Origin of the sequence: Clostridium sp. CAG:221, from assembly GCA_000435835.1 — a bacterium.
In the GTDB taxonomy this organism is placed as follows: Bacteria; Bacillota; Clostridia; order Clostridiales; family Clostridiaceae; genus Clostridium.
Genome location: FR883405.1, coordinates 1 through 22892 on the forward strand (window position 1 = coordinate 1; position 22892 = coordinate 22892).

24 protein-coding genes and 2 pseudogenes are annotated in these 22892 nt (G+C 28.2%); 17 read left to right on the forward strand and 9 right to left on the reverse strand.

Translation table 11 applies throughout. From position 1 onward, the window contains the following. Positions 1-165: 165 nt before the first annotated feature. The 4 genes and pseudogenes from Q5O44_RS08990 to Q5O44_RS09005 all read left to right on the forward strand — a co-directional run bounded on the left by Q5O44_RS08990 (position 166) and on the right by Q5O44_RS09005 (position 3534). The gene (locus Q5O44_RS08990; RefSeq protein WP_022168082.1) at positions 166-801 is read left to right on the forward strand and encodes an AraC family transcriptional regulator; all 636 of its coding nucleotides are present in this window, start codon (positions 166-168) and stop codon (positions 799-801) included. A 12-nt stretch (positions 802-813) separates the two neighbouring features. Continuing rightward, positions 814-1086: pseudogene (locus Q5O44_RS08995) on the forward strand (GyrI-like domain-containing protein); the annotation flags it as partial. A gap of 19 nt (positions 1087-1105) precedes the next feature. Continuing rightward, on the forward strand, positions 1106-1819 hold the full coding sequence (locus Q5O44_RS09000; protein ID WP_022168084.1) for a serine hydrolase: 714 nt from the start codon (positions 1106-1108) through the stop codon (positions 1817-1819). Between the two features lie 461 nt (positions 1820-2280). Further along, positions 2281-3534, forward strand: a complete 1254-nt coding sequence (locus Q5O44_RS09005) for an HlyC/CorC family transporter (RefSeq protein ID WP_022168085.1) — start codon at positions 2281-2283, stop codon at positions 3532-3534. 126 nt (positions 3535-3660) lie between these two features. On the opposite strand, the gene Q5O44_RS09010 is transcribed toward Q5O44_RS09005, so the two are convergent. After that, positions 3661-4311, reverse strand: a complete 651-nt coding sequence (locus Q5O44_RS09010; RefSeq protein WP_022168086.1) for an NAD(P)H-dependent oxidoreductase — start codon at positions 4309-4311, stop codon at positions 3661-3663. Positions 4312-4568: 257 nt separating this feature from the next. Between Q5O44_RS09010 and Q5O44_RS09015 the strand changes: the two genes are divergently transcribed. After that, entirely contained in the window at positions 4569-6077 is a 1509-nt protein-coding gene (locus Q5O44_RS09015) for a carboxypeptidase M32 (RefSeq protein WP_022168087.1), read from the forward strand. Between the two features lie 57 nt (positions 6078-6134). Here Q5O44_RS09015 and Q5O44_RS09020 read toward each other — a convergent pair whose 3' ends face one another. Further along, positions 6135-6974, reverse strand: coding sequence for a choline kinase family protein (locus Q5O44_RS09020; RefSeq protein ID WP_022168088.1), 840 nt, complete (start codon positions 6972-6974; stop codon positions 6135-6137). Between the two features lie 128 nt (positions 6975-7102). Further along, positions 7103-7240 carry a hypothetical protein gene (locus Q5O44_RS09025; RefSeq protein ID WP_022168089.1) on the reverse strand — a complete coding sequence of 46 codons (138 nt, stop codon included), beginning with the start codon at positions 7238-7240 and terminating at the stop codon, positions 7103-7105. 98 nt (positions 7241-7338) lie between these two features. Between Q5O44_RS09025 and Q5O44_RS09030 the strand changes: the two genes are divergently transcribed. From Q5O44_RS09030 to Q5O44_RS09050, 5 genes and pseudogenes are all read left to right on the forward strand, one after another. Further along, complete coding sequence (locus Q5O44_RS09030) at positions 7339-7863, forward strand: hypothetical protein (RefSeq protein WP_022168090.1); 525 nt, start codon at positions 7339-7341, stop codon at positions 7861-7863. Positions 7864-8069: 206 nt separating this feature from the next. After that, positions 8070-8645 (forward strand): TetR/AcrR family transcriptional regulator C-terminal domain-containing protein, encoded by a 576-nt coding sequence (locus Q5O44_RS09035; protein WP_022168091.1) that lies wholly within the window; start codon positions 8070-8072, stop codon positions 8643-8645. A 132-nt stretch (positions 8646-8777) separates the two neighbouring features. Beyond that, on the forward strand, positions 8778-9764 hold the full coding sequence (locus tag Q5O44_RS09040; RefSeq protein WP_022168092.1) for an aldo/keto reductase: 987 nt from the start codon (positions 8778-8780) through the stop codon (positions 9762-9764). Between the two features lie 145 nt (positions 9765-9909). After that, positions 9910-10275, forward strand: a complete 366-nt coding sequence (locus Q5O44_RS09045) for a hypothetical protein (protein WP_022168093.1) — start codon at positions 9910-9912, stop codon at positions 10273-10275. Positions 10276-10290: 15 nt separating this feature from the next. Beyond that, positions 10291-10443, forward strand: a pseudogene (locus Q5O44_RS09050) (CPCC family cysteine-rich protein); the annotation flags it as partial. A gap of 90 nt (positions 10444-10533) precedes the next feature. On the opposite strand, the gene Q5O44_RS09055 reads toward Q5O44_RS09050, so the two are convergent. Continuing rightward, on the reverse strand, positions 10534-11529 hold the full coding sequence (locus Q5O44_RS09055; RefSeq protein WP_022168094.1) for a YdcF family protein: 996 nt from the start codon (positions 11527-11529) through the stop codon (positions 10534-10536). A gap of 212 nt (positions 11530-11741) precedes the next feature. Here Q5O44_RS09055 and Q5O44_RS09060 point away from each other — a divergent pair, with 212 nt between their 5' ends. Together Q5O44_RS09060 and Q5O44_RS09065 are read left to right on the forward strand one after the other, a co-directional pair. Next, the gene (locus Q5O44_RS09060; RefSeq protein ID WP_022168095.1) at positions 11742-12707 is read left to right on the forward strand and encodes a phosphotransferase; all 966 of its coding nucleotides are present in this window, start codon (positions 11742-11744) and stop codon (positions 12705-12707) included. Positions 12708-12876: 169 nt separating this feature from the next. After that, on the forward strand, positions 12877-13359 hold the full coding sequence (locus Q5O44_RS09065; RefSeq protein ID WP_302637725.1) for a hypothetical protein: 483 nt from the start codon (positions 12877-12879) through the stop codon (positions 13357-13359). A 62-nt stretch (positions 13360-13421) separates the two neighbouring features. Here Q5O44_RS09065 and Q5O44_RS09070 read toward each other — a convergent pair whose 3' ends face one another. Next, positions 13422-14054 carry a hypothetical protein gene (locus tag Q5O44_RS09070; protein ID WP_022168097.1) on the reverse strand — a complete coding sequence of 211 codons (633 nt, stop codon included), beginning with the start codon at positions 14052-14054 and terminating at the stop codon, positions 13422-13424. 201 nt (positions 14055-14255) lie between these two features. Between Q5O44_RS09070 and Q5O44_RS09075 the strand changes: the two genes are divergently transcribed. Continuing rightward, complete coding sequence (locus Q5O44_RS09075) at positions 14256-15431, forward strand: hypothetical protein (protein ID WP_022168098.1); 1176 nt, start codon at positions 14256-14258, stop codon at positions 15429-15431. Positions 15432-15489: 58 nt separating this feature from the next. Here Q5O44_RS09075 and Q5O44_RS09080 read toward each other — a convergent pair whose 3' ends face one another. Further along, the gene (locus tag Q5O44_RS09080; protein WP_022168099.1) at positions 15490-16056 is read right to left on the reverse strand and encodes a hypothetical protein; all 567 of its coding nucleotides are present in this window, start codon (positions 16054-16056) and stop codon (positions 15490-15492) included. A gap of 373 nt (positions 16057-16429) precedes the next feature. Here Q5O44_RS09080 and Q5O44_RS09085 point away from each other — a divergent pair, with 373 nt between their 5' ends. Then, a complete protein-coding gene (locus Q5O44_RS09085; protein ID WP_022168100.1) occupies positions 16430-16615 on the forward strand; it encodes a hypothetical protein in 186 nt (61 codons plus the stop codon). A 22-nt stretch (positions 16616-16637) separates the two neighbouring features. Here the strand turns inward: Q5O44_RS09085 and Q5O44_RS09090 are convergent, their stop codons facing one another. After that, positions 16638-17279 carry a PilZ domain-containing protein gene (locus Q5O44_RS09090; RefSeq protein WP_022168101.1) on the reverse strand — a complete coding sequence of 214 codons (642 nt, stop codon included), beginning with the start codon at positions 17277-17279 and terminating at the stop codon, positions 16638-16640. A gap of 148 nt (positions 17280-17427) precedes the next feature. Between Q5O44_RS09090 and Q5O44_RS09095 the strand changes: the two genes are divergently transcribed. Continuing rightward, positions 17428-18366 carry a hypothetical protein gene (locus Q5O44_RS09095; protein WP_022168102.1) on the forward strand — a complete coding sequence of 313 codons (939 nt, stop codon included), beginning with the start codon at positions 17428-17430 and terminating at the stop codon, positions 18364-18366. A 49-nt stretch (positions 18367-18415) separates the two neighbouring features. Here the strand turns inward: Q5O44_RS09095 and Q5O44_RS09100 are convergent, their stop codons facing one another. Together Q5O44_RS09100 and Q5O44_RS09105 are read right to left on the reverse strand one after the other, a co-directional pair. After that, complete coding sequence (locus Q5O44_RS09100) at positions 18416-18814, reverse strand: hypothetical protein (protein WP_022168103.1); 399 nt, start codon at positions 18812-18814, stop codon at positions 18416-18418. Positions 18815-19160: 346 nt separating this feature from the next. Then, positions 19161-19910, reverse strand: a complete 750-nt coding sequence (locus Q5O44_RS09105; RefSeq protein ID WP_022168104.1) for a GerMN domain-containing protein — start codon at positions 19908-19910, stop codon at positions 19161-19163. Between the two features lie 167 nt (positions 19911-20077). Between Q5O44_RS09105 and Q5O44_RS09110 the strand changes: the two genes are divergently transcribed. Beyond that, positions 20078-20509, forward strand: coding sequence for an Rrf2 family transcriptional regulator (locus Q5O44_RS09110; RefSeq protein WP_022168105.1), 432 nt, complete (start codon positions 20078-20080; stop codon positions 20507-20509). 145 nt (positions 20510-20654) lie between these two features. After that, on the forward strand, positions 20655-22811 hold the full coding sequence (locus tag Q5O44_RS09115; RefSeq protein WP_022168106.1) for a 5'-nucleotidase C-terminal domain-containing protein: 2157 nt from the start codon (positions 20655-20657) through the stop codon (positions 22809-22811). The last annotated feature ends 81 nt before the right edge of the window (positions 22812-22892 follow it).

Here is a 22892-nt window from a genome sequence, read left to right on the forward strand (position 1 = left end):
ATTAGCAACTCTGTACATTATTATCTTAGCATTTATATATAAAGAATGGTTTTAAAAGAGCAGAGGGGATTTATGATGAAATAATTGATGATAGTCTTACATTACATGAATATGGCTTTGAAAGACAAGTATTAATTTAAAGCATGTTTTAGGGGTTGAGGAAAAGTGTTAGATGATTATAAGTGTCAGTATGTTAGTAGAATACATAAGGTTCAAGATTATATTGAAAATAACTATTGGAGGAATATGTCTACCAAAGAGTTGTCTGATGTAGCTGGTTTTTCAAAATATAATTTTAACCGTATTTTTAAAAGTGTATTACATGAGTCTTTATCTCATTATGTAAATAGAATTCGTATGGAGTATGCTTTGTTTATGTTGGCCCATAGAAAAGATAGAAATATTACTGATATTGCATATGATTTAGGCTTTACTGATTCAGCTATTTTTTCAAGAGCTTTTAAAAATTATTATGGAATAAGTCCCTTTGAGTATAGAAAAAAATATAGCACGAAATGCAAAGAAAATATTTTTATATCCATGTACAATAAACCTGAGAAAAAGAAAGAATGGGTAACAAATCCGTTTCCTATAACTGGACAAATTCAACTTAAAAAAGTGGAAGAATTTCAAGTGGTATATATTAGACACACTGGTAACTACACTTCGTTAGCTAAGGAATATGCAAGATTAATGGAAAATCTTTTTAGAGCTGCAGCAAAACAGAAACTTTTGAAAGCTGATGAAAATCAAGTTCTTGCCATGTATCATGATAATCCTGAATTCGGAAAGGAAGAATAGTTTCGAACTAGTTTATGTATAACTGTTCCTAAGTCTTGTACAGCAAAGGAAGACGGAATGCTTGGCGTAATGACTATAGAAGGTGGATTATATGCAGTGGGACATTTTGAAATCACCCAGGAGCAATTTGAAGATGCATGGGATTATATGTATCAACAATGGCTTATGACAAGTGGATATGTTCCAAGAAATGCTTGTCCTTTTGAGGTGTACTTAAATAATCCTCAGCAAGAAAAAGATCATATAATTAAGGTTGACATCTATTTGCCAATTGAACCCATTTGAAGAAATGGAGGAATTTTAAATGGATACAATAAAATTAGAACAAATCATTAGAGAAAAGTATGGGAATACTGGTGCTATTATAGTGCAAAAGAATGGAGTATCTGTATATGAGTATTATGAAAATGAATGTACAAAAAACAGTCCCTTTCATGTGTTTTCAGTTACCAAAAGTATTCTTTCGATTTTAATTGGTATAGCAATAGATAAGGGGTATATAAAGAGTATTCATCAACCAATTTTAGATTTTTTTCCTGATTATATTGTAAAGAAACGTGAAAAAACAATTCAGAGCATTACACTTTATCATATGATGACCATGATTGCTCCATATAAATACAAATATGCACCGTATACAAAGTACTTTACAAGTGAAGATTGGGTGAAATCTTCTTTAGATTTACTTGGGGGAAAAGGAAAGATAGGAGAATTTAGATATGCACCTGTTATAGGACCAGATATTTTTTCTGGCATTATAGAAAATACAACAGCAATGACTGTACTGAATTTTGCTAAGAAATATTTATTTGAACCACTTGAAATTGAGGTGCCAGGTGATATTATTTTTCACAATAAAGAAGAGCATTCATTTGCTGCTTTAGGGGATGGTGGCAATGTTATATACATTAATCCTAAGGAGAATATGGTAATTATTATTGCTTCATATTTTAAACCAAGGGTTAAGGACAGAATGAAATTGATAAAGGAATATATAGAGCCTATGTGGAAGGAATAGAAGGATTCATATTAATAATGGAAAATAGATAAGCTTATGCCATGTTCAGCATAAAAATGAGAGCACCTTTTCTTTGGTGCTCTTATTTTTATAAGTATATTTTTAATTAGATTCATAAAGGTTCTCAGAACATAGAGTTATTTATATTTTTTTACAAATTACAGAAATATGATATTATATTATTAATAGGAAATATTTTGTATTTATATGAATAGAATATTATAAATGGTAAAAAGGAAGGGAAGCTAAATGTATAAGTCGTGTGAAAATGATGAACAAACGGCTAAGTTATATATGATAAACATGGAAATTATAATATAGGACATAGTCTGCATTTTTATTTAAAATGGAGGTTATGTCTTTTTGCATTTATATTTTTTGAAAGGATTAATGAACAAATTTAAATAAATGGTATTCATATAGAAAATGAAGAGTTAAATTAAAGATAAGGGGAAATATGTATGGAAGATAGTATATCGAGTATCTTAATTTTAGTTTTATTAATTATAATGTCTGCTTATTTTTCAGCAACAGAGACTGCGTATTCGTCGTTAAATAAGATTAAGCTAAAAAGTATAGCTAATAAGGGAAATAAAAAAGCAAAGCTTGCTTTAGAGCTTTCTGAAAAGTATGACTCAGTGATATCAACAATTTTAATTGGTAATAATATTGTTAATATTGCCACAGCATCTTTAGCAACAGTTTTATTCACTAAGTTATTGGGCAGTTCAGGTGTTACAGTTTCAACTATTGTTATGACTATTCTAATACTTATTTTTGGTGAAATTTCACCAAAGAGTATAGCAAAAGATATTCCAGAAAGTTTTGCCATAGTTTCAGCACCATTGCTTAATGCTTTTTGCATTATTTTAAAACCTGTAAATAATTTATTTTGTCTATGGAAAAAGGTCATAAGCAAGGTATTTAAAATACAAAAGCATTCAGGTATTACTGAAGATGAAATATTAACAATAGCTGAAGAAGCAGAAAATGAAGGTGGAATCAATCCACAGCAATTAGAAATAATTAAAAGCGCCATAGAGCTTAATGATCAAGAAGTTATAGAAGCTTTTACACCACGTGTTGATATGGTTGCCATAAAAGATAGCTGCAGCAAGGAAGAACTCTTGAACCTATTTATTGAAAGTGGATTTTCAAGGATTCCAGTTTATCATGATAATATAGATAATGTTATTGGTATAATTAATGAAAAGGATCTTATTAATATTGTGGTCAATAATAAGAACGAAGAAATTAGTAGTATTATTAAGCCTCTTAATGTTATACAACCTCATATGAAGTTATCACAATTACTAAAAGTCTTACAAAATAATAAATCTCATATGGCTCTTATAGCAGATGAGTATGGTGGTACTATGGGAATTATAACTTTAGAGGATATTTTAGAGGAATTGGTAGGAGAAATTTGGGACGAGCATGATAAGGTGGTAAATGATATTGAAAAGATAGCTGAAGATGAGTATATTGTCAGAGGTAACGCCAATATAGAAAAGGTACTAGAAGAGTTTGATTTGGAAGAAGAATTTGAGGTGAACTCAGTTAATGGCTGGGTTATGCAACAGTTTGGCAAGATACCAAAGGTGGGAGAAAGTTTTGAATATAAAAATCTTAAGATAGTAATCCAAAAGGCCACTAAGCGGTGTGTTTTAGAAATAAGGATAACAGTAGACGAGCCAATGGAAATATCAAGCTAGATAGTATTAAGTGAAATTGTTAAAAAATCAGTTTTATTTAGTTTTTTTTCTAAATAAAGCTGATTTTTTAATTTAACATTATTCGCTTAGATTATTTTCAACTTTTGAATCCATATCAATTGTTCTTTATTTTACAATGGTAGATACTTCACTTAGGGGTTGACGTTTCTTAGGAGTGGCAGGCTTAGCACGGTAACCAAAAGCACAACCAAGGGTTACTTGGAACTTTTTAGTGTCTAGCAAACCTTCCTCCACAAGAATTTTAGTAACAGCTTTCTTATCCATTCCTCCAATAGGGCAAGAATCAATTTCTAGCATAGCAGCAGTAAGCATCATGCTTGATAAAGCAATATATGTTTGTTCAGTTGCATAGGCTTGGAAGGCTTTATCATTATCAAACATAGTATCTACATTTTTTAAAAAGCCTTTCATCATATTATAATGTTCATCAGTAAGGTTTTGCACATCTTTTAGTAAATATTCGATGTAATGAGAATCAGATTTGATTTCATCAGCAGTTCTAGTTAATAATACAATAAAGTCACTGCAAGTTTGAATTTGTTTTGTTCCACCAAAGCATACTTCACTTAATTTATCTTTTAGATTTTTATTTTCTACAACAATAAAGTGCCAAGGTTCAATACCTACAGAGCTAGGAGCTAAGCGACCTCCTTCTAGGATAACATCTAAATCTTCTTTACTTATACTTTTTTGATTATTAAATTCTTTACAGGCATGTCTAAAGTTTAATATATTAATTACTTCATTTTTATTCATAAAAAGCATACTCCTTTATTTATAATTTATATTAAATTAATTTTTATGTATATCAGCATATATTATTATGTTATCTATAAAAAAATAATAATATACATAAATTAATAAAAGTTATATTATTATTTTCTTATTTTAACATATATATAAGGAGAGTTTCAATACTGTGAACAGGAATCATCTTTTTAAATCAATGGAAAAATTTTATATAAAGTGGTAGTATAGATTCATATAAAAATATTAAAGTGGGAGCTATATATATGAGTGAAGTAGAAAAAAAATTAAAAGAATTTGCTGAATATTTAAAAAAAATAAATCACTATACTACAGCAGGAAATCTTATGTATTGGGATATGACTACAGGAATGCCAGAAGCAATGGCAGAAACTAGAGCTGAAACATTATCATTTTTCCAGACAGAAGTTCATAATTTAAATGTATCACCAAAGATTGAAGAATTTATTAAGTTCTTTGAAAGTCATATGGATGAATTTGATTATACTTACAAGAGAATGACAAAACAACTTAAAAAGGATTATGAAAAGCAGAAAAGATATCCTGAAGAGTTTATTAGGGAATTTTCACTGGCAGCATCAAGGGGAGAAGTAGCATGGGAAAAAGCTAAAAATGCCAGCGATTTTGAAATTTTCAAGCCAGCTTTAGAAAAAATTGTAGAGCTTACTAAAAAGTCTATAGAATATAAAGGATATAATGATAATAAATATGATGCCCTTCTTGATGATTATGAAGCAGGGCTTACTGTAGAAAAGCTTGATAAGGTTTTTGGTGAATTAAGAGATGGCATAGTAGAAATATTAAATAAAATTAAATCTACAGGAAAAGAAATAGATGATTCATTCTTCCATAAAGAATTTCCTAAATCAGAACAGGAAAGCTTATGTTTAAAACTTCTAGATATTATGGGCTTTGATTTTAAAAGAGGAAGGATGGATGAAACAGAGCATCCTTACACTATTGATATGACTAATAAGGATGTAAGAATAACAAATCATTATTATGAAAATGATTTTACTTCAGCTTTATTTTCAGCTATTCATGAAGGTGGTCATGCCATTTATGAACAAGATATACCAGATTCATTAGAGGGTACTGGCTTAAATGTTGCAGCTTCAATGGCAATTCATGAATCTCAATCAAGATTTTATGAAAATATCATTGGAAAGAGTAGAGAATTTAGCAATTATTTATATAATGAATCAGTTAAGCAATTTAAAGGGCAGTTTGAAGGAGTTTCAAAAGAACAGTTCTATAAGGCTTTAAATAAAGTTACTCCATCACTTATTAGAACAGAAGCAGATGAGCTTACTTACAGTCTTCATATAATAATAAGATATGAAATTGAAAAACTTCTAATTAATGATTTAATAGAGGTTAAAGACTTACCAAGAGTTTGGAATGAAAAATATAAGGAATATTTAGGTGTAGAGCCTACCAATGATAAGGAAGGTGTACTGCAAGATGTACATTGGTCAGATGGATCATTTGGTTACTTTCCAAGCTATGCTTTAGGAAATCTATATGGTGCACAAATGCTTCATAAGATGACTAAGGATGTACCAGGAATTTATGAGGAAATTGGTAAAGGAAATCTTCAGCCAGTGCATAAATGGTTAAAGGAAAATGTTCATGAATATGCAAATCTTTATGATCCAAGTAATTTAATAAAGAAAATTACTGGGGAAGAGCTTCAAGCAAAGTACTTCCTTCAATACTTAGATAATAAATATAAAGCTATTTATAACTATTAATATCAATTAAAGAGGTAGCCCATTAGGGCTGCCTCTATTTTGATAAAGAAAATATGGTTAATCTAAACTATAATTCTGCCATAAATCCTGAAAAATCATTTCAGCACCTTTTTTATAGTCATAAGTACTGGTATTGTCTTTAGACTTCAGTAATGACCAACAGGCATTCCAAAACTTAACAACATAAAGATAATAAGCAAGCTTCTTATAGTGATAATTGGTAGGTTTATGAAAATAGAACTTTAATAGATTTTCTTTACCCTCATCATTCATCATCCAAGATAAAGTGGCAAGGTCGTAGAATATATCACCTATGGCTGAAAACTCATAATCTATAAAGTATAAATCATTGCCTGTAATAAGTATATTTGATGGATTGAGATCATTATGACAAAGTCCTATATCCATATTCTCTAAGCAAAAATATTCAATAGTTTTTAGTTTATCAATTAGTATATTGATAAAGGTAGGTAATTGAAGTTGATTTTTTTCGCATAATAATAAGCTTTCCTTAATTTCATTAAAAGGATTAAAGTGCTTACAGCATTTCAAGCTATGAAGAGTTTTTAATTTTGTAGTTAAATCAGCAATGAAACCTATGGAAGAAAATTCTCTTTCATTTGGCATGTGTCCATTTATCCATTCAGTAACCATATTGCCAGAAGCGGCTGAATAATATAAAAGCCTTGGAGCTATGTTATTTTGTGCGCATATTTTTATTATATTTTTTTCTTCCATGTCTTTAGATTTATTACATATTCTAATAAAATAAGGAGTATTTAAATATTCAATTTTATAGCATTCATTATTAAGTCCGGATAGTTTTGTCTTAATAGAAACATCATTAATATTGAAATTAAGCTCCTTTAAAATAAAGTCATTTAATTTTAAATTCATAATATCACCTTAAGATTTTAAATGAAAAATTTTAACTGAAAATTATTGTATCATATTTCAACTTACGGTAATACAGAAATAAATTAAGTAATTTAAGAAGTAAGATTAAATATGTAAGTTATATTGAGCTAAGGAAAAATCCTAGCTCTTTTGTTTTTGCTCATGGTTTGGCCACAACATTTAGGTACATCCTCTTCCATAACATTTACGAATACTTCTTTGCCACAGTTTTTACAGACATATGTGCCATTATGATTATAAGACATAAATAACGACTCCTTTTTCATTTAAACTTATATATACCAATATAAGTAAAATATGATATAATTACAAATATTGTAAATTTATTTAAGGAGGTAGGGAAATGGAGTTTGAACTAATGATACCTTTTGGTGTTGTGATAATTATATTTGCTACCATTATATGTAGAAAATATATTTTTATTAAGAAGAGTGATGAGGATATTATTACATGTGATGAAGGTGAAGATAATTTTAAAATAAATAAGAATTATTCTGAAGATATAGCAAGGATAAATATAGTTGATTATAAAGAAAATAATAGTGAAGATACTATGGAAGATTTAGTTAGAGAAAGAGATTATGATGATTATTCTAGGAGTATGGAAGAAAGTATAATAAAAACAAGTGCTAGATATTACGAGGAAAAGAAAGAAAAAGAAGAGGAAGAAAGAAAATTAAAAGAGAAAGAACATGAAAAAGAAGTTTTACAGCAAAGTGAAAAGGGAAATATGAGGCTAGTTGACGAAGTGCGTAGACGTAGTTTAAATGAGGTTATAGCAGAAGCAGAATTGAAAGCGAAGAGAAGAAAGAAGATGGATGAGATAAAAAAGACAAGAAAAATGACAGAACATCATATGGAAAGATAAAAGTTAAGCATAATATATGCTAAACGAACAGATATAAAAGATATAATAACTAAAGCAAGTATTATGAAAAATATACCTAAGCAAAATCACATAGAAATATTAAAAGATTATGATTAAGCAGCCGTTTTTGGCTGTTTTTTTATACAATCAAATAGAGATAAGTGTTTATGAATATGATATAATTTATCAAAAGGTTGGTGTTAATTATGGCTATAAATGTAAAAAATATCATTGCCAGTGCCTTACTTGAGCTGTGTGAGACAAAATCATTAGAAGCATTAACAGTAAAGCAGATTTTAGAAAAAAGTGGTGTCAGTAGACAAACATTTTATAATCATTTTATTGATAAGAATGATTTAATCCAATATGTATATAAGGAAAAGATTATTCCAGATTTTCATGATAATAATATGAACATAAGCTTTTATGATTCGCTAGTAATAGCTTTTGAAAATATGAAAAAATATAATTATTTTATGAAGCAAGCATGCCTTATGGAAGGGCAAAATTGTTTAAAGGACTATATATTTAATCATTGTAAAGAATTTGATTTGAAGTGGCATCAAGAACTATATGGAGACGAGCCTATGCCTGAATCATTAAGATTTGCCACAGAATATCATGCAACTGCATCAAGTAGCATGACTCTTTCATGGATATTATCTGATATGCCTGTATCTTGTGAAGAAATTTCTAAGATGATTACTGAAATGCGTGGCATAGGCATGGAACAGCTTTTTAAGAATGGAAAGACCAAAGGTAATCCATATAAGAGAAATTGACAAATCACGTGAAATGTCAACTTTTAGACAACTGAATTTTTATGTAAATTGAATTCCCCTTTTCCGTATATTAAGATAAATGAAAAGAGGCAAGTAGTTGCTCCAAAATTAAACAAGCAGGAGGATATAAAAATGAAATATGTTCAATTAGGAAATTCAGATTTAAAGGTTTCAAGGGTATGCGTAGGTTGTATGGGATTTGGTGAAGCAGAAAAAGGAATGCACTCATGGACTTTACCAGAAGAAGAATCAAAAGAAATCATAAAATATGCTTTAGATAATGGTATTAATTTCTTTGATACAGCAATGGGATATCAAGGTGGAACAAGTGAGGAATTTCTAGGAAAGGCAATGAGAGAATATGCTAAAAGACAAGATGTGGTAATTGCCACTAAATTTATACCTCGTACTATGGAGCAAATAAAGGAAGGCATAACCGCAAGACAACACATTGAAACATGTCTAAATAGTAGTTTAAAGAGATTAGAGATGGATTATGTTGACTTATATATTTTGCATATGTGGGACTATAATACTCCAGTAGAAGAAACTATGGAAATCCTTCATGAGATGATTCAAGCTGGCAAGGTAAAATATATAGGAATATCTAATTGTTATGCTTGGCAGATTGCTAAAGCCAATGAAATTGCAAAAGCTAATGGATGGGAAACATTTATATCAGTTCAAAATCATTATAATTTAATATTTAGAGAAGAAGAAAGAGAAATGGCATCATACTGTCAGGAAGAAAATATCGCAATGACGCCGTATAGTTCACTGGCATCAGGTAGACTTGCTAAGCATCCAGGAGAACAATCAAAACGTTTAAGTGAAGATAAATATGCTAAAGGCAAATATGATGATTCTTATAATGATGATTTAAGGATTATTGAAAGGGTAGAAGAGATAGCAGATAAAAAGAATGTTTCCATGACAGAAATTTCTCTTGCTTGGTTGATGACCAAAGTTACTGCACCAGTGGTAGGTGCTACTAAGAAACATCATATTGATGGTGCAGTAAAGGCAGCTGATATCATTTTAAGTGATGAAGAAATTAAGTATTTAGAAGAATTATATAAACCACATCCATTAGTAGGGGTTATGAGTAGTAATAAATAAACTCTTTGTGCAATGATTTAATTTTTATAAAATTAATGAAGTAAAGAGGTAAGTTTTATAGAAATATGCTTTATCTCCATGTATAATAAACAACAGCATCATTTATATGATAAATAATAACTGTTAAAATTGGAGATGAGCATTTATGAAACAGTATAATAAAGAAGAGTTAATAGAGAGTTTAAATGTTATAGATTCAACAATCAGAAACTGTGAAAAAATACATCCAAAGTTTTCAGAAGGGACATCCCAGCATACACTTTTAAAAAATAGAATTAAAGCTTTGTATGTTTCAAAAGCCTTGATGAATAATGAAAATACTATAGAGCAGTATACAAAAGAGGAGATGCTAGCAGCATTGCCACCAGTGGTTTCAATAATCAGTAAATCAGAAAAAGCACAGTTAAAATTTACGGAGGGAACAGGACATCACACTCGCTTAAATAAAATTATAAAAGCAATGTATCTTGCAAAAGCATTAATAGAAGATGAAATAAATAACAGGGTATAAGATAATGATGAAAAAAGTGATCAAAATGGTGGGTTAACATTGAATCAAGCTAGAGAGAACTATAAAAGGTTTGGTGCAGTGCAAGAAAGTTTAAGAAAATATTGCAGGAAGCCTAACAAGCAGGAAAAACTTTTAAATAAGCCTAATGAGAGTAAAGTGGACAAGTAATTTATCCACTTTTTTAATAACAACATTTACTGCTAACAGTACTATATAATAAAAATTGTTAGAGAATTAATTAGTAAAAAACCTAAAAAATTAAATTAAAAATAATTCTAAAACTAGCAAAAAAACCAGTACTACAAGAGATTTAGTATTCATTTTCATCACAGCCAGATATTCACGTATAAAGGCACTAGGAAGATAATAACCAGCAGTATGGCAACCTACACCTTTTGCGTGAAGATTTAGCTTTCTAGCATAAAAAGCTGTTCTTAATACATGATAGTTATTAGTTACAAAAATACATTTATAATATCCATGATTTTCGATTTCATCTAAGATTTCCTTGGAAAATTTTAAGTTTTCATAAGTGTTGGTAGATTTTTTTTCTAATATTACCTGATTTCTTGCAATACCTTTTGAAAAAAGATAATTAGCCATGGCTTCTGCTTCAGAAATTTTTTCATCACTGCCTTTACCACCAGATACAACAATTTTAGGCTTTTTCTTACACTTATAATAAATGGCAAGGGCCTTGTCAACTCTTCTTTTTAAAAGAGGAGTCATGGTTCCATCAGGTAGTAAGCCAGCACCGTGGATAATTATATAATTACATTTTAAACGTCTAGGTATAATAGAGTATACCAGTGAATAACAAAAGTATCCGCCAAAGGAAATCATAAAATAGAAAATTAATGTAAGAGCACATAATAAGATATTTATACGTCCATTATGCATATTAGAAATTATGAACAGTACAAGTCCAATGGGAAGAGTAAACATAATTAGTGATAATATTAAGCTTAAGCTATGAGAAAATGAAAAACCTTCTCTAAGAATAACTATTATTCCATTAATAAATAAAAATAATGTTATTAGTCCATAACAGATAGGAACCATCATTATTAAGGTTACAATAAGAAAAGTTGTCCAAGAATCAGGATTTTTGAAAAAGTGACCTAATAAGGCCAGGCACCAAAAAGCTATACAGAAAAGAATAAGAATACCATTTCTAAATCTTGAAGGTTCTATAATCATTGCTAAGACAGTAACTAACGTAAATATACAACAGAAACTTATTAAAATACCCATAACATACTCCTTTCTAAAGAATACTTATCTAGAATATTAACAATAAAATATAATACTATACATAAATTATATACCTTTATGAGATTTTCAGTGAAGGAAAAAAATAATATATCAAGAATTTATTAAATTAGGAGAATTAAAATATTACTTAATGATATGTTTTAAAAAATAATCATAGTATTAAATAAAGTGAAAAATATGGGAGGAAAGCCATGAGTGAAACTTCAAAGAATGATAACTTTACAAATGATATATTACCTTTATGGATTCATGAAAAGGAAATAGAATTATCAGATGAAGAAAAGAATGATAAAGTGTATAGTAAAACAAATGTATGGTCTGTAGGTGATGATTATATATTAAAGATGAGTAATAGTGAAGAGGATATTAAGCACAAAATATATGTATCTCAGTTACTTTTAAATGAAGGCATACCTGTACCAAAAGTTATAGGATCTTTAGAAGGAAACACTTATATAAAAATTAATAATAAGTTTTATGCACTATTTACTAAAATTAAAGGTGAAGCCCTATTTGATTATTATAAGGGCAATTATATTGCAAGAGCATATTATTTAGGAAAATGCTTAGGAAAGCTTCATAAGGCTTTGGAAAAGATAACAGATAATTTAGATGATAATTACATGATTTATGATAATTATACAATTAGTGAGGTAAATACTTGGGGAAAAGAAGATATAGATGAATATTTAAAAAGGTGTAATTTACCTAAAAAAGATATGGATACTTTTAATAAGATTTATTTAAATATTATTGATAATTTTGAAAAGGATTACAAAAAACTTCCTAGACAAATAATTCATAGAGATTTTCATGGACAAAATATTATATTTAATAATGGAAGGTTAGCTGGATATACTGATTTTGATTTAAATGAAAAGAATGCCAGGTTATATGATTTGTGTTATTTATGTACTGGTGCCTTGGCTAGTGGCTTCGATAATCTTTCAAAGAGAAAAAAATGGCCAAGTTTTGCTAGAAAAGTAATCTTAGGATATAGAGCTATTGTAGAAATGAATATAGATGAAGAAAAAAGTATAAAAAATATGTTGTATATGATACAGCTTATAATGATGAAATATTTTATTAAGAATAATTATGAATATATAGCCGATGTTAATATAAAGATGATAAATTATATTTCTGAGGTTTGGTAGATAAAAATAAGGACTAGCACCAAAAGTGATTAGTCCTTATTTTATTTATAAATTGAAGCATTAAATAATAATAAAGTATCAATAATTTAAAATAGTGATAATTTATTGCAAAGTAATAAAAAATAGTAATAAATTATAATAGATTAATTATAAAGGTTAGGTGATGCTTATGGATGAATATTATGAGCAAGTTTTATATGAGGATCATAAAAGTAAGATTAAGTTTATAAAATTCGTTCAAGTTGTATTACTAATAATAGCAGCAACATGCCTTTTTGCTAGAATTATTATGGGTGTAATAATTCCAATTATCTTATTAGCACTAATATTAATATACAGTAATAAAAGATTAGCAGAGTATGAATATCATTTATGTGAAAATGAATTGAGGATTTATAAAATAGTTTGTGAAAGCAGAAGAAAATTAATTGATAAGTTAGATTTAAATAATATTAAAAGGGCAAGTAAGGTAAGTGAATATTTAAAAAGTGATGGAGCAATGGAGTGCTATGTAGGAGATAGTGATAATTATACAATGCTTAAATTGACAGTTATGAGAAGAGGAGAATACAAAGATTATGTCATTGCAGTAGATGATAGGATGTTAAAGAATTTTAAGCGTATAAATCCAAGCACTTTTTTGTTTTTCTAAAAAAGAAAGGTATTAAATGGTTACTTCATTTAATACCTTTTATTGTAAATTTAATTTTATAGTTATATACAATATTTATGTTTAAAGTTATTTTCAATTTCTTTAAGTATCTCACTTATACCATCATTAAAATTTAGCAATTCCTTAGAATTATTATTTATCTTAGTAAGTACTATATCTACTTCATCTGGCGATATTTCTTTATAATGGCTTTTAATTACTAGCTTACTAAGCTTGTCTGAAAGGCGAGTAAAAAGTAACAAAAGTTTAATATCATCACTAAGATTACGTATTTCATTAATATATTCTAAATCCTTGCCTTTTTTATCAGCACTATGATAATTAACTATACAGAAAACAAGTTGCAAATCATAAAGTGATGAAGTTAATAATCCCTGGTTTTCTAAGAAGAATCTTGCTCCTGCTAAATTATGTTTCTTATTAAGCTTTCTTACATCGTGGATAAGGCAAGCAAAATATAATGAAGGTCTATAAGCTGGATCAGCAGTGCCCAAAAGCTTTAAAAAATACTTGTCAAACATATTGACAGCTAAGTCAGCTACTATTTTGCTATGTAATTGCCTATAGTCCATGATATCTTTAAAGGAATCTTCATTTTCATAAATTTCGCCATAAAGTTCTCTAGATTTATCCCATAATATATTACTTAATCTTAAAAGATTTTCTTTATTCAATGATAGTACCTCCTAGTTTGTTTTATTGTGAAATTTATAATGAAACAATTATAAAACTTGTTATAAATATTATACATAATAAAAATAACTAATTCAGTATTTTTGAGGACTTATTTAACAAAAATGTAATTATTTTAAATTATATGGAAATATATGGTATAATAATTATTGTTAATAAGTATAAATGGTGGTGAGTAAAGGATGAGGGTAAAAAATAAATATGGTTTTATTAATGAGAGAGGAAGCTATAATTTTGACTTTAATGATGAAAATGAATCAAAAACTTTTATGGTCAGTTGTATTGTGGTAAATGAAAATCAATTAGAGCAATTAAATACAGAATCATCATTTATAGTTAAGGATTTTCTTAAGGCAGATAATTTAATTGATGAGGACTTAAAGTGGACAATGAAGAAAGTAGCCCTTAAAGATTTAAGCCATTTAGATATAGAGATATTTATTTTTTTAGTGAAGAAAGAAAGACTTAAGGAAGAGTACGGAATAAAAGATAAAGAAAGCTTCTTGGAATTTTTAAATGGTATTTTATATACAGATATTATAGCAGCTTATCCTCATATAAAGCTTATAAGTAATGAATTAATAGAAAAAGAGTTCTTGAAGGAATTTGATAAATATTTGATTGAAAAGCATTCACCAGATCTTTTAGGAGAATATGATGTTGTTTTTGTAGATGAAGAGAAGGAATATTCATTTTTAGATATAGGTTCTTTTATTAGTGATATTTTATTTAATAAATATGAAGGAAAAAGTGATTTAGCAGAATATGAACAGTGCTATGAAATAATTAGGGAGAAAGTTTTACCATTAGCTTCTTGGCCAAGGACTCCAGAAGAGTATATGGAGAATTTGCAAAAGTATATTAGAGAAGAATTTGATGAAGATATAGCATATAATTCCATTAGAATAGCTTTTGATTTTATAAGTAATAATGGTGGCACTAAAAATGAAGCCAAATATGCTCAAGTTTTATGCCTTAAATATTTACTAAGTATATTATTAAATTATGGTGAAAATAGATATGTATTTTCAGAGGAAATACGCAAAAACTTAAGCTGTGTTACTGGTAGAGAATTTACACCACATTATTTTCAAGCTAGAATAATTGCTCCTTTAAGAGATAGTGGAATATTAATTGCCACCAGTAAGAAGGGGTATAAGATACCTATAAGGGAAAGTGAAATATTATCATTTATAAATCAGTCAAGTTCGGTAATAAAGCCAATGGTTGAAAGAATAAAGATATGTAGGGATAGTGTTTTAAAGGCTACCCATAATAAAGTTGATGTATTAAATAATGATGAATATAAATATCTCAAAGAAATAATAAATATAGAAGGCCATAAAGTATTAAAGTAGACTAAATAAGGTATATTGCAATATGGTAATTGAGATTAAAGAAAGCACTGGGAAGAAATTAATTCTCAGTGCTCTTATTAGTATATAATGAACTATTCTGCTTTAAGTTTTTATACATGTTACCAATAAAAGTTTCAAAGGAAGAACATATTTTATCTGATAAACAAACCATGATGCTTTCACGATGATGAGGTGGTACTAAGGTTAAAGGAAACATATGATTTTTGATTATATCTATTTCCCTTTTGTTTAAATCATAATGCTTTAATGCATTGTTAAGTGCTGTTTTAGGATGCTTGAAGCCATGAAGCCTATGTGATTTATCATGAATATGCCAGTCGTATAAGAAGTAATCATGAAGTAATGCACCATATATAAGGCTTTTTTCATCACATTTAATATTAAAAAACTTAGCAAAACAATAAGCGTAATATGCTACGGCAATACTATGCCAAAGGCATGTAGTATCTCCATGTTGCATAAAGCTGTCAAGTTTTAAAAAATTAGTTTCTTCACATATATTTTTTAAACAGTCATTAAAAAAAGACATTTGTTGTTCATTTAGCTTAAATGTTTTTTTCTTTAGCTTTAAAACACTTAAGTGAAGAGTATTAACAAAAAACATTATTATCACTTCTTTTTTATAATATTATTTTAAATAATTTAAGTTTAAATTTCATAAGATTATTTTAACATAAATGTAAACAAATTATTAATAGAAATAAAAATATTTTATGAAGATTTTCTTGAAAATGTATATAAAAAAAGAACAACCTGCCAAGGATGTTCTTTACAAATAAAATTTGTTTTAAAATGTTTTTTTACTCCACTTGGAAGCTACTAAAACCGTAAATTAATAATAACAATAAAATAACATAAATTCAACATGAAAAATTATGCAATAAAATTTCCAGAACGTTTGTGCGAAAAAGATGAATAAAGTTGTTATCTAAGGTCAATAATCATTAATAAATAAGGCATATATGGAGGAAGTATTTATGAAGGTTATTGTGAAAAAGTGTAATGGAGGAGAATGGTATGGAAAAGCTTTAAATCATTCTTTTGAAGTTGTTAAGAAGGTAGGCAATAAATATTATGAAGTTAAGGTTGATCCAAAGTTTGCATATCTTTTAAATGGCAGAAAAAAGGCTTATATTTATACCAGTGATGCAGATGTGATTTAAGAAATTAGCCACTAATCAGTGACTAATTTCTAATAGTAGGATAAAGTTTTATTTTAGGGTTTTTATTCTTTACTTGATATATATAATTATTATTAATAAAATTACGTAGGAAATTAAGCTCTTCTTCTGTTTGTAAAGTAAAAGTACATCCATAATAAAACTTATTATCTTTTACATATTTTCTTACAGTATCAGTGACTATATTCAAAGTCATATTTTTTAAAGGTAAGTCAATGTTAAAATGAATATCATCTGGTATATCTAATGTTGATTCTAATAATATGCCATTAATACTTATATCTCTAGCTTTCATTAAAATAGGTTTCTGTAGATTAAAAGTATTTTTATTACCTCTGTTTATACGTTTTACATGAAGAGGTATGCTTACAGTCATTCTGTGATTTTTCCTTCTTTGTTTTTCTTCTATAAAAATAACGCAATCTATTGTTAAAGCATTATTATATAAGGCTTTAGCTATGCCCTTATAGATTATGCAGCCATTTGTTTTAGTAAAAATATTTATTATAAGAGTTTCGTTGATTTTAATCTTATCTGTGTTGTTAAGATGGATTGACATTTGATCGCAGGCAAATGATACAATTACCCCATCAGATAGCTTATTTCCACTATCAGATTCTACAGTTGCTGAGTGATAAGAATACAAAGTGGTACCTCCTTATTTAAAAAGTATAATTTATTATCGGTATAGTTGTATGGAAAATTAATAAATAATATTATTTATTTGAAAAAAACACAAAAAGTTTCCATAAGCATAATATATTTATAAATCAATGATTTAATAAGAGGATGAAATGGCAAAGGAAATAACTGATATTATAGAAGAAATACATGAATATTTTAGCGGATATAATGAATTTGTAAGTGCTGAAATGGGAGTTATGGCAGAGGAAATTAGGGAGGCAGTCTATGCAATTAATAATAGGAATTTTAGAATTGGCCTTGAAAAATGCGATTTTGTAACTGAAAAAACAGTAGAAGGTGGTCAGTGCTTAGCTAAAATCATCTTACCAGAGATACAAGTTCCAGAATTAAAGCTAAGCTTATGCAAAAAGACCTTGACATTAGAAGATAGTAAGATAAATGAGATATGTGAAAAGTTTAAATCTATGATAAAATTACGATATTTTATTGATGATGATGAAATAAGATATTATAGTATGGAAGACGAAGGCTGGAATAGGATTGATTTAAGAGAGTCCACTACCAAGAAGAAGATTGAAGAGGTTGGGGAGAAAATCAAGACTGCCACCAATACAGCAGTTGAAAAAGTAAGTAAGCAAAAGAAAATAGTTACTGATTTACAAGATAATATAACAGATGCATTGAAAAAAGTAGTGAATACATTAGAGCTACCAATGCCATGCCTTCTTATAAGAAAGAATAAAATTAATATAGGCATAGAAGTAAAATATCCATGTAGTTATGATGCAGTTATAAGTAAAGTTTTGCTACTTGCACAAAAATCATCAATGGCAGAAGTCCTTAAGGTTATCTTAGGAGAAATGCTTCAGGTTGTTACAGATATTAAGATAAATATTGAAGATATCTTAAGAGAAGCAGTAAAAGCCGGAGTTACTGCTTTTAAGGAGACTTTAATTTCTACCTTAAAGCTTTTAAACGTATCAGATATTAATTATGATTATGTAATTTGTAAAGGCATAAATGAAACAAATTTAGGAAAATGGGTTGAGCTAAAATCAGATTTATCTAAAGCTATTACAACTAATTAATAATACGCATCAAAGTGATGCGTATTTTTTTAGCCATGAGAGTAATTACTTATTCTAAAAGATGTAATTTTGAATCCTTAAAAATAAATTCATCAGCATTATTTATATAATAGGTGAAAATATATTTCCTTCTAAGATTTTTATAATTATTAAAATATATTTCAATTATAAATTCCCGATTTTCACAAGGTGTCATTATACTATATGAAGTTGAAGCATCTAGATTTATTATGAACTTATCATCATTTTGAAGGAAAATATTAGTTTGATGATTTTTATCATGACTTATATATTCCGTATTTACACCGCCATAGAGTTTCCAAAAACAAATTGTAGCACTTTCTTCATTAGATAATGATACTTCACCAAGAATTTTCCAATGGGTACGTATTGAATTATTACAACTGTATTCTTTAAGTTTCTTTATAGCTTTAAGATATAACTTCATTTCCGAGCCTCCTTTTAAGCATATATAAATTAATATTTCTATGGAAATTACCTAAATCCTTCTAAAAAATAAAAATATCTATAAAAAAAGAGAAGCTATAAAAATAGCTTCCTGTATAAGAAAATTAAGTAATATTAATCTATTAATTTATATCTCCTCTAGGAGATAGCGTAAACCCGTATATTATAGTAACAAAGGAGGTATATAAATACAAGAAGTAGTTTGTGGAATTATTGGTATACAAAAGAAAATGATAGCAAAATAATAAAATTTAAGACATGAAACAGCAACAAAACAATTAACTTATAAAAAATACTCAAATCCTCTTATGGATTTGAGTATTTTTTTAGTTTTTATTATAAGATACTGAAGAATCAAAGTATGGAGCGTACCAACCATTTTTATCAGCGCTTGGAGCTGCTGTATATTGAATATCATTAAAATATAGAGATATTTTATTTACTTTATAATTATATGCATAAGTATTAACTAAAGTGTATATTAGTTCATATGCTGAAGCTGGATCAAGATTCATATATTTTTCAAATGAATTATTGAATTTAACTGTAAGAGCACTGTTAGCAGTATCTACTGTAGCATTGCTGACACCAATTTGATCAGATAATACTATAAAGTCGGAGTTGTAGTTATTATTTTGTAATGCAGAAGTTAAAGCAGATACTAAGGCGTTTTCTTCAACAGTAATATCTTCATCTACATAATATCTTGTTCCGTCAACTGGATTATAAAAGAATAACCTATATGTTTGTGACGAAGTACTAGATTCTTCAGTGGCAGACAAGTTTTCAGCAGTAGTAATAGTATTAGAAGAAGTAGTAGTTGTTTTTTCAACAACTGAGGAAGTATTGGAATCTTCTTCTGAATTTTCAGATGTAGTTACATCAGAATCGCTGGTAGTGATTTCACTATCTTGTGAAGCAGATTCATTAACGGATAATGCATCATTTATTAAAGTTTCAGCTTCAGAATTACTACTGGTATCATCACCATCTAAAGAACTCTTTACTTGGCTACAGCACATAAGTGATAGAGAAAGGAAAAAGCAACAGCTTATACTTAAAAATTTTCTTTTCATAAATTCTACTCCTTACTAAAAAAATATCATACCTATATTATATTACCAAATAATGTAAAATAGAATAGGTATTTTAATAAACTGGAATTAAATTTAAAAAAATATTATAATTAAGGGGGTTATTGATAAAACTATAAGCAATAACTAATTTATACAGGGGTGATGGTTTGAAAATTTCAACTAAGGGAAGATATGGTATAAAGGCGCTTATAGACCTGGTAATGAATTCTGAAAATGAAAGTGTAACTTTAAAGACTATATCAAAGAGACAAAACATATCAGAGAGATATTTAGAACAGATATTTTCTGCATTAAGAAAGTCAGGAATAATTATTGGAAGAAAAGGTGCACAGGGAGGGTATACTTTAGCTAAAGATCCTAAAGAAATTACAATTAGTGAAATACTTAGAGTTCTAGAAGGAGAATCTCTTTTAGTAGACATAAGTAATGATGGAGTAGATGAATTGGAATCATTTATTAATGAGAATCTTTGGAAAGGGATTAATGATAAGATAAATGAATATTTTAAATCTATAACATTACAGGATTTAGTTGATAAATACCAATTATCTAAAGAAGGAATAATATATTATATATAAATAAGGACAGTATTATCTGTCTTTTTTTATTGCAAAAAAATGCCGAATGTTTGAAAAATAGTTGATAAAAATATTCGCATAATATATAATAAACGTATATTTGTGGCGAATAATGGCAAAGTTATTCGGGATTAGGGGGATGAAAATGTTAAAAAGTAAAAAAAGATTTGTTTCTTTCATGGCGGCTATGGCTGTTTGTACAGGTTTATTACCTATGAATAGCATAAAAGCTTATGCAGAAGTAAATCAGGGAGAAACAACTACAATTCAAATTTTAGCTACAACAGATGTACATGGAAAGTTTAAAAACTATGAGTATGCAACTACTTCTGAAGCAGCTGGAGGATTAAACCAAGTAGCTAAAGTTGTTAGTGATGCAAGAGCAGAAAATGAAAATACATTAGTATTAGATAATGGAGATACTATTCAAGGGAATTATAATCATTTATTCTTAACTGAAGAGTATTTAAATTCAAATATTAATCCTATGGTATTAGCTTTAACTGAAATTGGTTATGATTCAATGACATTAGGAAATCATGAATTTAACTATGGAATGAATATATTAGATATTATAAAAAATCAATTAGAAGCAGGAGGTACTAATGTTTTATGTGCCAACTTATATAAAGATGGTGAAAGAGTATTTGATCCGTATATAATAAAAGAATATGATGGTATCAGAGTTGCTGTAATAGGTGTTGTAACTAATCATATTACAAAATGGGATGCAGATAAATTAGTTGGATATACACCAACAAACCCAGCGTTAGAAGTGCAAAAAGTTATAAAGGAAATAAAAGATAAGGATCTTGCAGATTTATATGTAGTAAGTTCACACGTAGGTGTAGAAGAAGAGTATGGTGATGGAGATGGAGCTTCAACAATTGCAGAATTAAATCCGGAAGTTTCTTTAATAATTGCTGGTCATAGCCATCAAAGTGTTGTAAGCCAGTATGTAAATGGAGTATTAATAACTCAACCTAAGAATGCTGGACAAGCAGTTGCAAAAGTAGAATTAGAAGTTGAAAAAACTGCTGATGGTGTAAATGTTGTTAATAAAGAAGTATCTCATGTTTCATTAAGTGCCACTTCAGAAGTAGATGCTAAACTAGATGCTGAGTTAGAGCAAGCTCATCAGTTAGCTTTATCAGATGCAAATAGCGTAATTGGTACTTTAAAAGGAAGTAACTTAGCTGAGGATAATGAAATAAAAGGAATACCTCAATCTTTTGTAAGTGATCAAGGTGTTACAGATTTAATTAATGAAGTTCAACTTTACTATAGCGCAAAACAATTAGCAGATGCAGGAATAAGCATGGAAGATGGTTATCATGTATCAGGTGCAGCAATGCTTTCAGCAACTTCAAATCTTTATGCTGGAGATATAACTAAGGCAGGTCTTGCAAATATTTATAAATTTGATAATAAGTTATATACGGTAAAAACTACAGGTAAGCAAATTAAAAAGTACTTAGAGTGGACAGCACAATTCTATAATACATTTAAAGATGGAGATTTAAATGTATCATTTGATAGTAACTTTGCATCATTTAAGTATGATATGTTATCAGGAATTACTTATGAAGTAAATATTTCAAAAGAAGTTGGCGAAAGAGTAGAAAATATTAAGTTTAACGATGGTAAAACTATGGAAGATAGCGATATAGTATATTTAGCAGTTAATGATTACAGATACAGCTCTAATTTAGCACCTATCTTTGATGAAGGTGAGCATGAAAAAATATATGAATCAACAAATGATTCATTATCAGATGTAAGAGATATGATTGCTGATTATATCGTTAATGTTAAAGGTGGAGTTGTTGAAAGAAAGGTAGATAATAACTGGACTCTTACAGGTGTTAAATATAACGAAGCTTTAAGAAATGAAGTAGTAAAATTAATTAATGATGGTACAATTAAATTAGAAATAAGTTATGGTATTGCAGCAGCTTCTTTAACTTTTGAAGATGTTGAAAGACAACTTACAGAAGCAGGGCTTACTGAAAAATTAGAAGAATTAAGAAAATTAAATGAAGCAGGAAGCAGTGAAGAAAAAGAACCTTCAAAGGAACCTGGAGAAGGTTCAGAAGGAATAGTTGAAGAGGAAAAAAATGAATCTTCAGATAAGAAAGATGATACAATTGTTGTAGAAGGAAACAAAAATCCAGAAGTAAATAAGGGAGATAAGCTACCGAATACAGGAGCAGAAATTTCATTTGCTATTGTTTTAGCAGGTGCGTTAGCTTTAGTAGGAGCTGGTTTAGCATTAATTAATGAAAAGAAGAAAATATCATAATAGTTAGAGGGAGCATTAGCTCCCTCTATTATTTTTTTGTAATAAAAAGTATAGAAAAATACTATAAATAAAAAGGAAAGT

What these genes read in the sequence shown, in the direction of transcription:
- Q5O44_RS09055 (WP_022168094.1), bottom strand. Translation starts at nt 11,529, where the DNA reads ATGGGTATTTTAATAAGTTTCTGTTGTATATTTACGTTAGTTACTGTC.
- Q5O44_RS09035 (WP_022168091.1), top strand. Translation starts at nt 8,070, where the DNA reads ATGGCTATAAATGTAAAAAATATCATTGCCAGTGCCTTACTTGAGCTG.
- Q5O44_RS09095 (WP_022168102.1), top strand. Translation starts at nt 17,428, where the DNA reads ATGGCAAAGGAAATAACTGATATTATAGAAGAAATACATGAATATTTT.
- Q5O44_RS09045 (WP_022168093.1), top strand. Translation starts at nt 9,910, where the DNA reads ATGAAACAGTATAATAAAGAAGAGTTAATAGAGAGTTTAAATGTTATA.
- Q5O44_RS09030 (WP_022168090.1), top strand. Translation starts at nt 7,339, where the DNA reads ATGGAGTTTGAACTAATGATACCTTTTGGTGTTGTGATAATTATATTT.
- Q5O44_RS09105 (WP_022168104.1), bottom strand. Translation starts at nt 19,910, where the DNA reads ATGAAAAGAAAATTTTTAAGTATAAGCTGTTGCTTTTTCCTTTCTCTA.
- Q5O44_RS09060 (WP_022168095.1), top strand. Translation starts at nt 11,742, where the DNA reads ATGAGTGAAACTTCAAAGAATGATAACTTTACAAATGATATATTACCT.
- Q5O44_RS09020 (WP_022168088.1), bottom strand. Translation starts at nt 6,974, where the DNA reads ATGAATTTAAAATTAAATGACTTTATTTTAAAGGAGCTTAATTTCAAT.
- Q5O44_RS09040 (WP_022168092.1), top strand. Translation starts at nt 8,778, where the DNA reads ATGAAATATGTTCAATTAGGAAATTCAGATTTAAAGGTTTCAAGGGTA.
- Q5O44_RS09010 (WP_022168086.1), bottom strand. Translation starts at nt 4,311, where the DNA reads ATGAATAAAAATGAAGTAATTAATATATTAAACTTTAGACATGCCTGT.
- Q5O44_RS09085 (WP_022168100.1), top strand. Translation starts at nt 16,430, where the DNA reads ATGAAGGTTATTGTGAAAAAGTGTAATGGAGGAGAATGGTATGGAAAA.
- Q5O44_RS09005 (WP_022168085.1), top strand. Translation starts at nt 2,281, where the DNA reads ATGGAAGATAGTATATCGAGTATCTTAATTTTAGTTTTATTAATTATA.
- Q5O44_RS09100 (WP_022168103.1), bottom strand. Translation starts at nt 18,814, where the DNA reads ATGAAGTTATATCTTAAAGCTATAAAGAAACTTAAAGAATACAGTTGT.
- Q5O44_RS09000 (WP_022168084.1), top strand. Translation starts at nt 1,106, where the DNA reads ATGGATACAATAAAATTAGAACAAATCATTAGAGAAAAGTATGGGAAT.
- Q5O44_RS09065 (WP_302637725.1), top strand. Translation starts at nt 12,877, where the DNA reads ATGGATGAATATTATGAGCAAGTTTTATATGAGGATCATAAAAGTAAG.
- Q5O44_RS09080 (WP_022168099.1), bottom strand. Translation starts at nt 16,056, where the DNA reads ATGTTTTTTGTTAATACTCTTCACTTAAGTGTTTTAAAGCTAAAGAAA.
- Q5O44_RS09075 (WP_022168098.1), top strand. Translation starts at nt 14,256, where the DNA reads ATGAGGGTAAAAAATAAATATGGTTTTATTAATGAGAGAGGAAGCTAT.
- Q5O44_RS09015 (WP_022168087.1), top strand. Translation starts at nt 4,569, where the DNA reads ATGAGTGAAGTAGAAAAAAAATTAAAAGAATTTGCTGAATATTTAAAA.
- Q5O44_RS09115 (WP_022168106.1), top strand. Translation starts at nt 20,655, where the DNA reads ATGTTAAAAAGTAAAAAAAGATTTGTTTCTTTCATGGCGGCTATGGCT.
- Q5O44_RS09025 (WP_022168089.1), bottom strand. Translation starts at nt 7,240, where the DNA reads ATGTCTTATAATCATAATGGCACATATGTCTGTAAAAACTGTGGCAAA.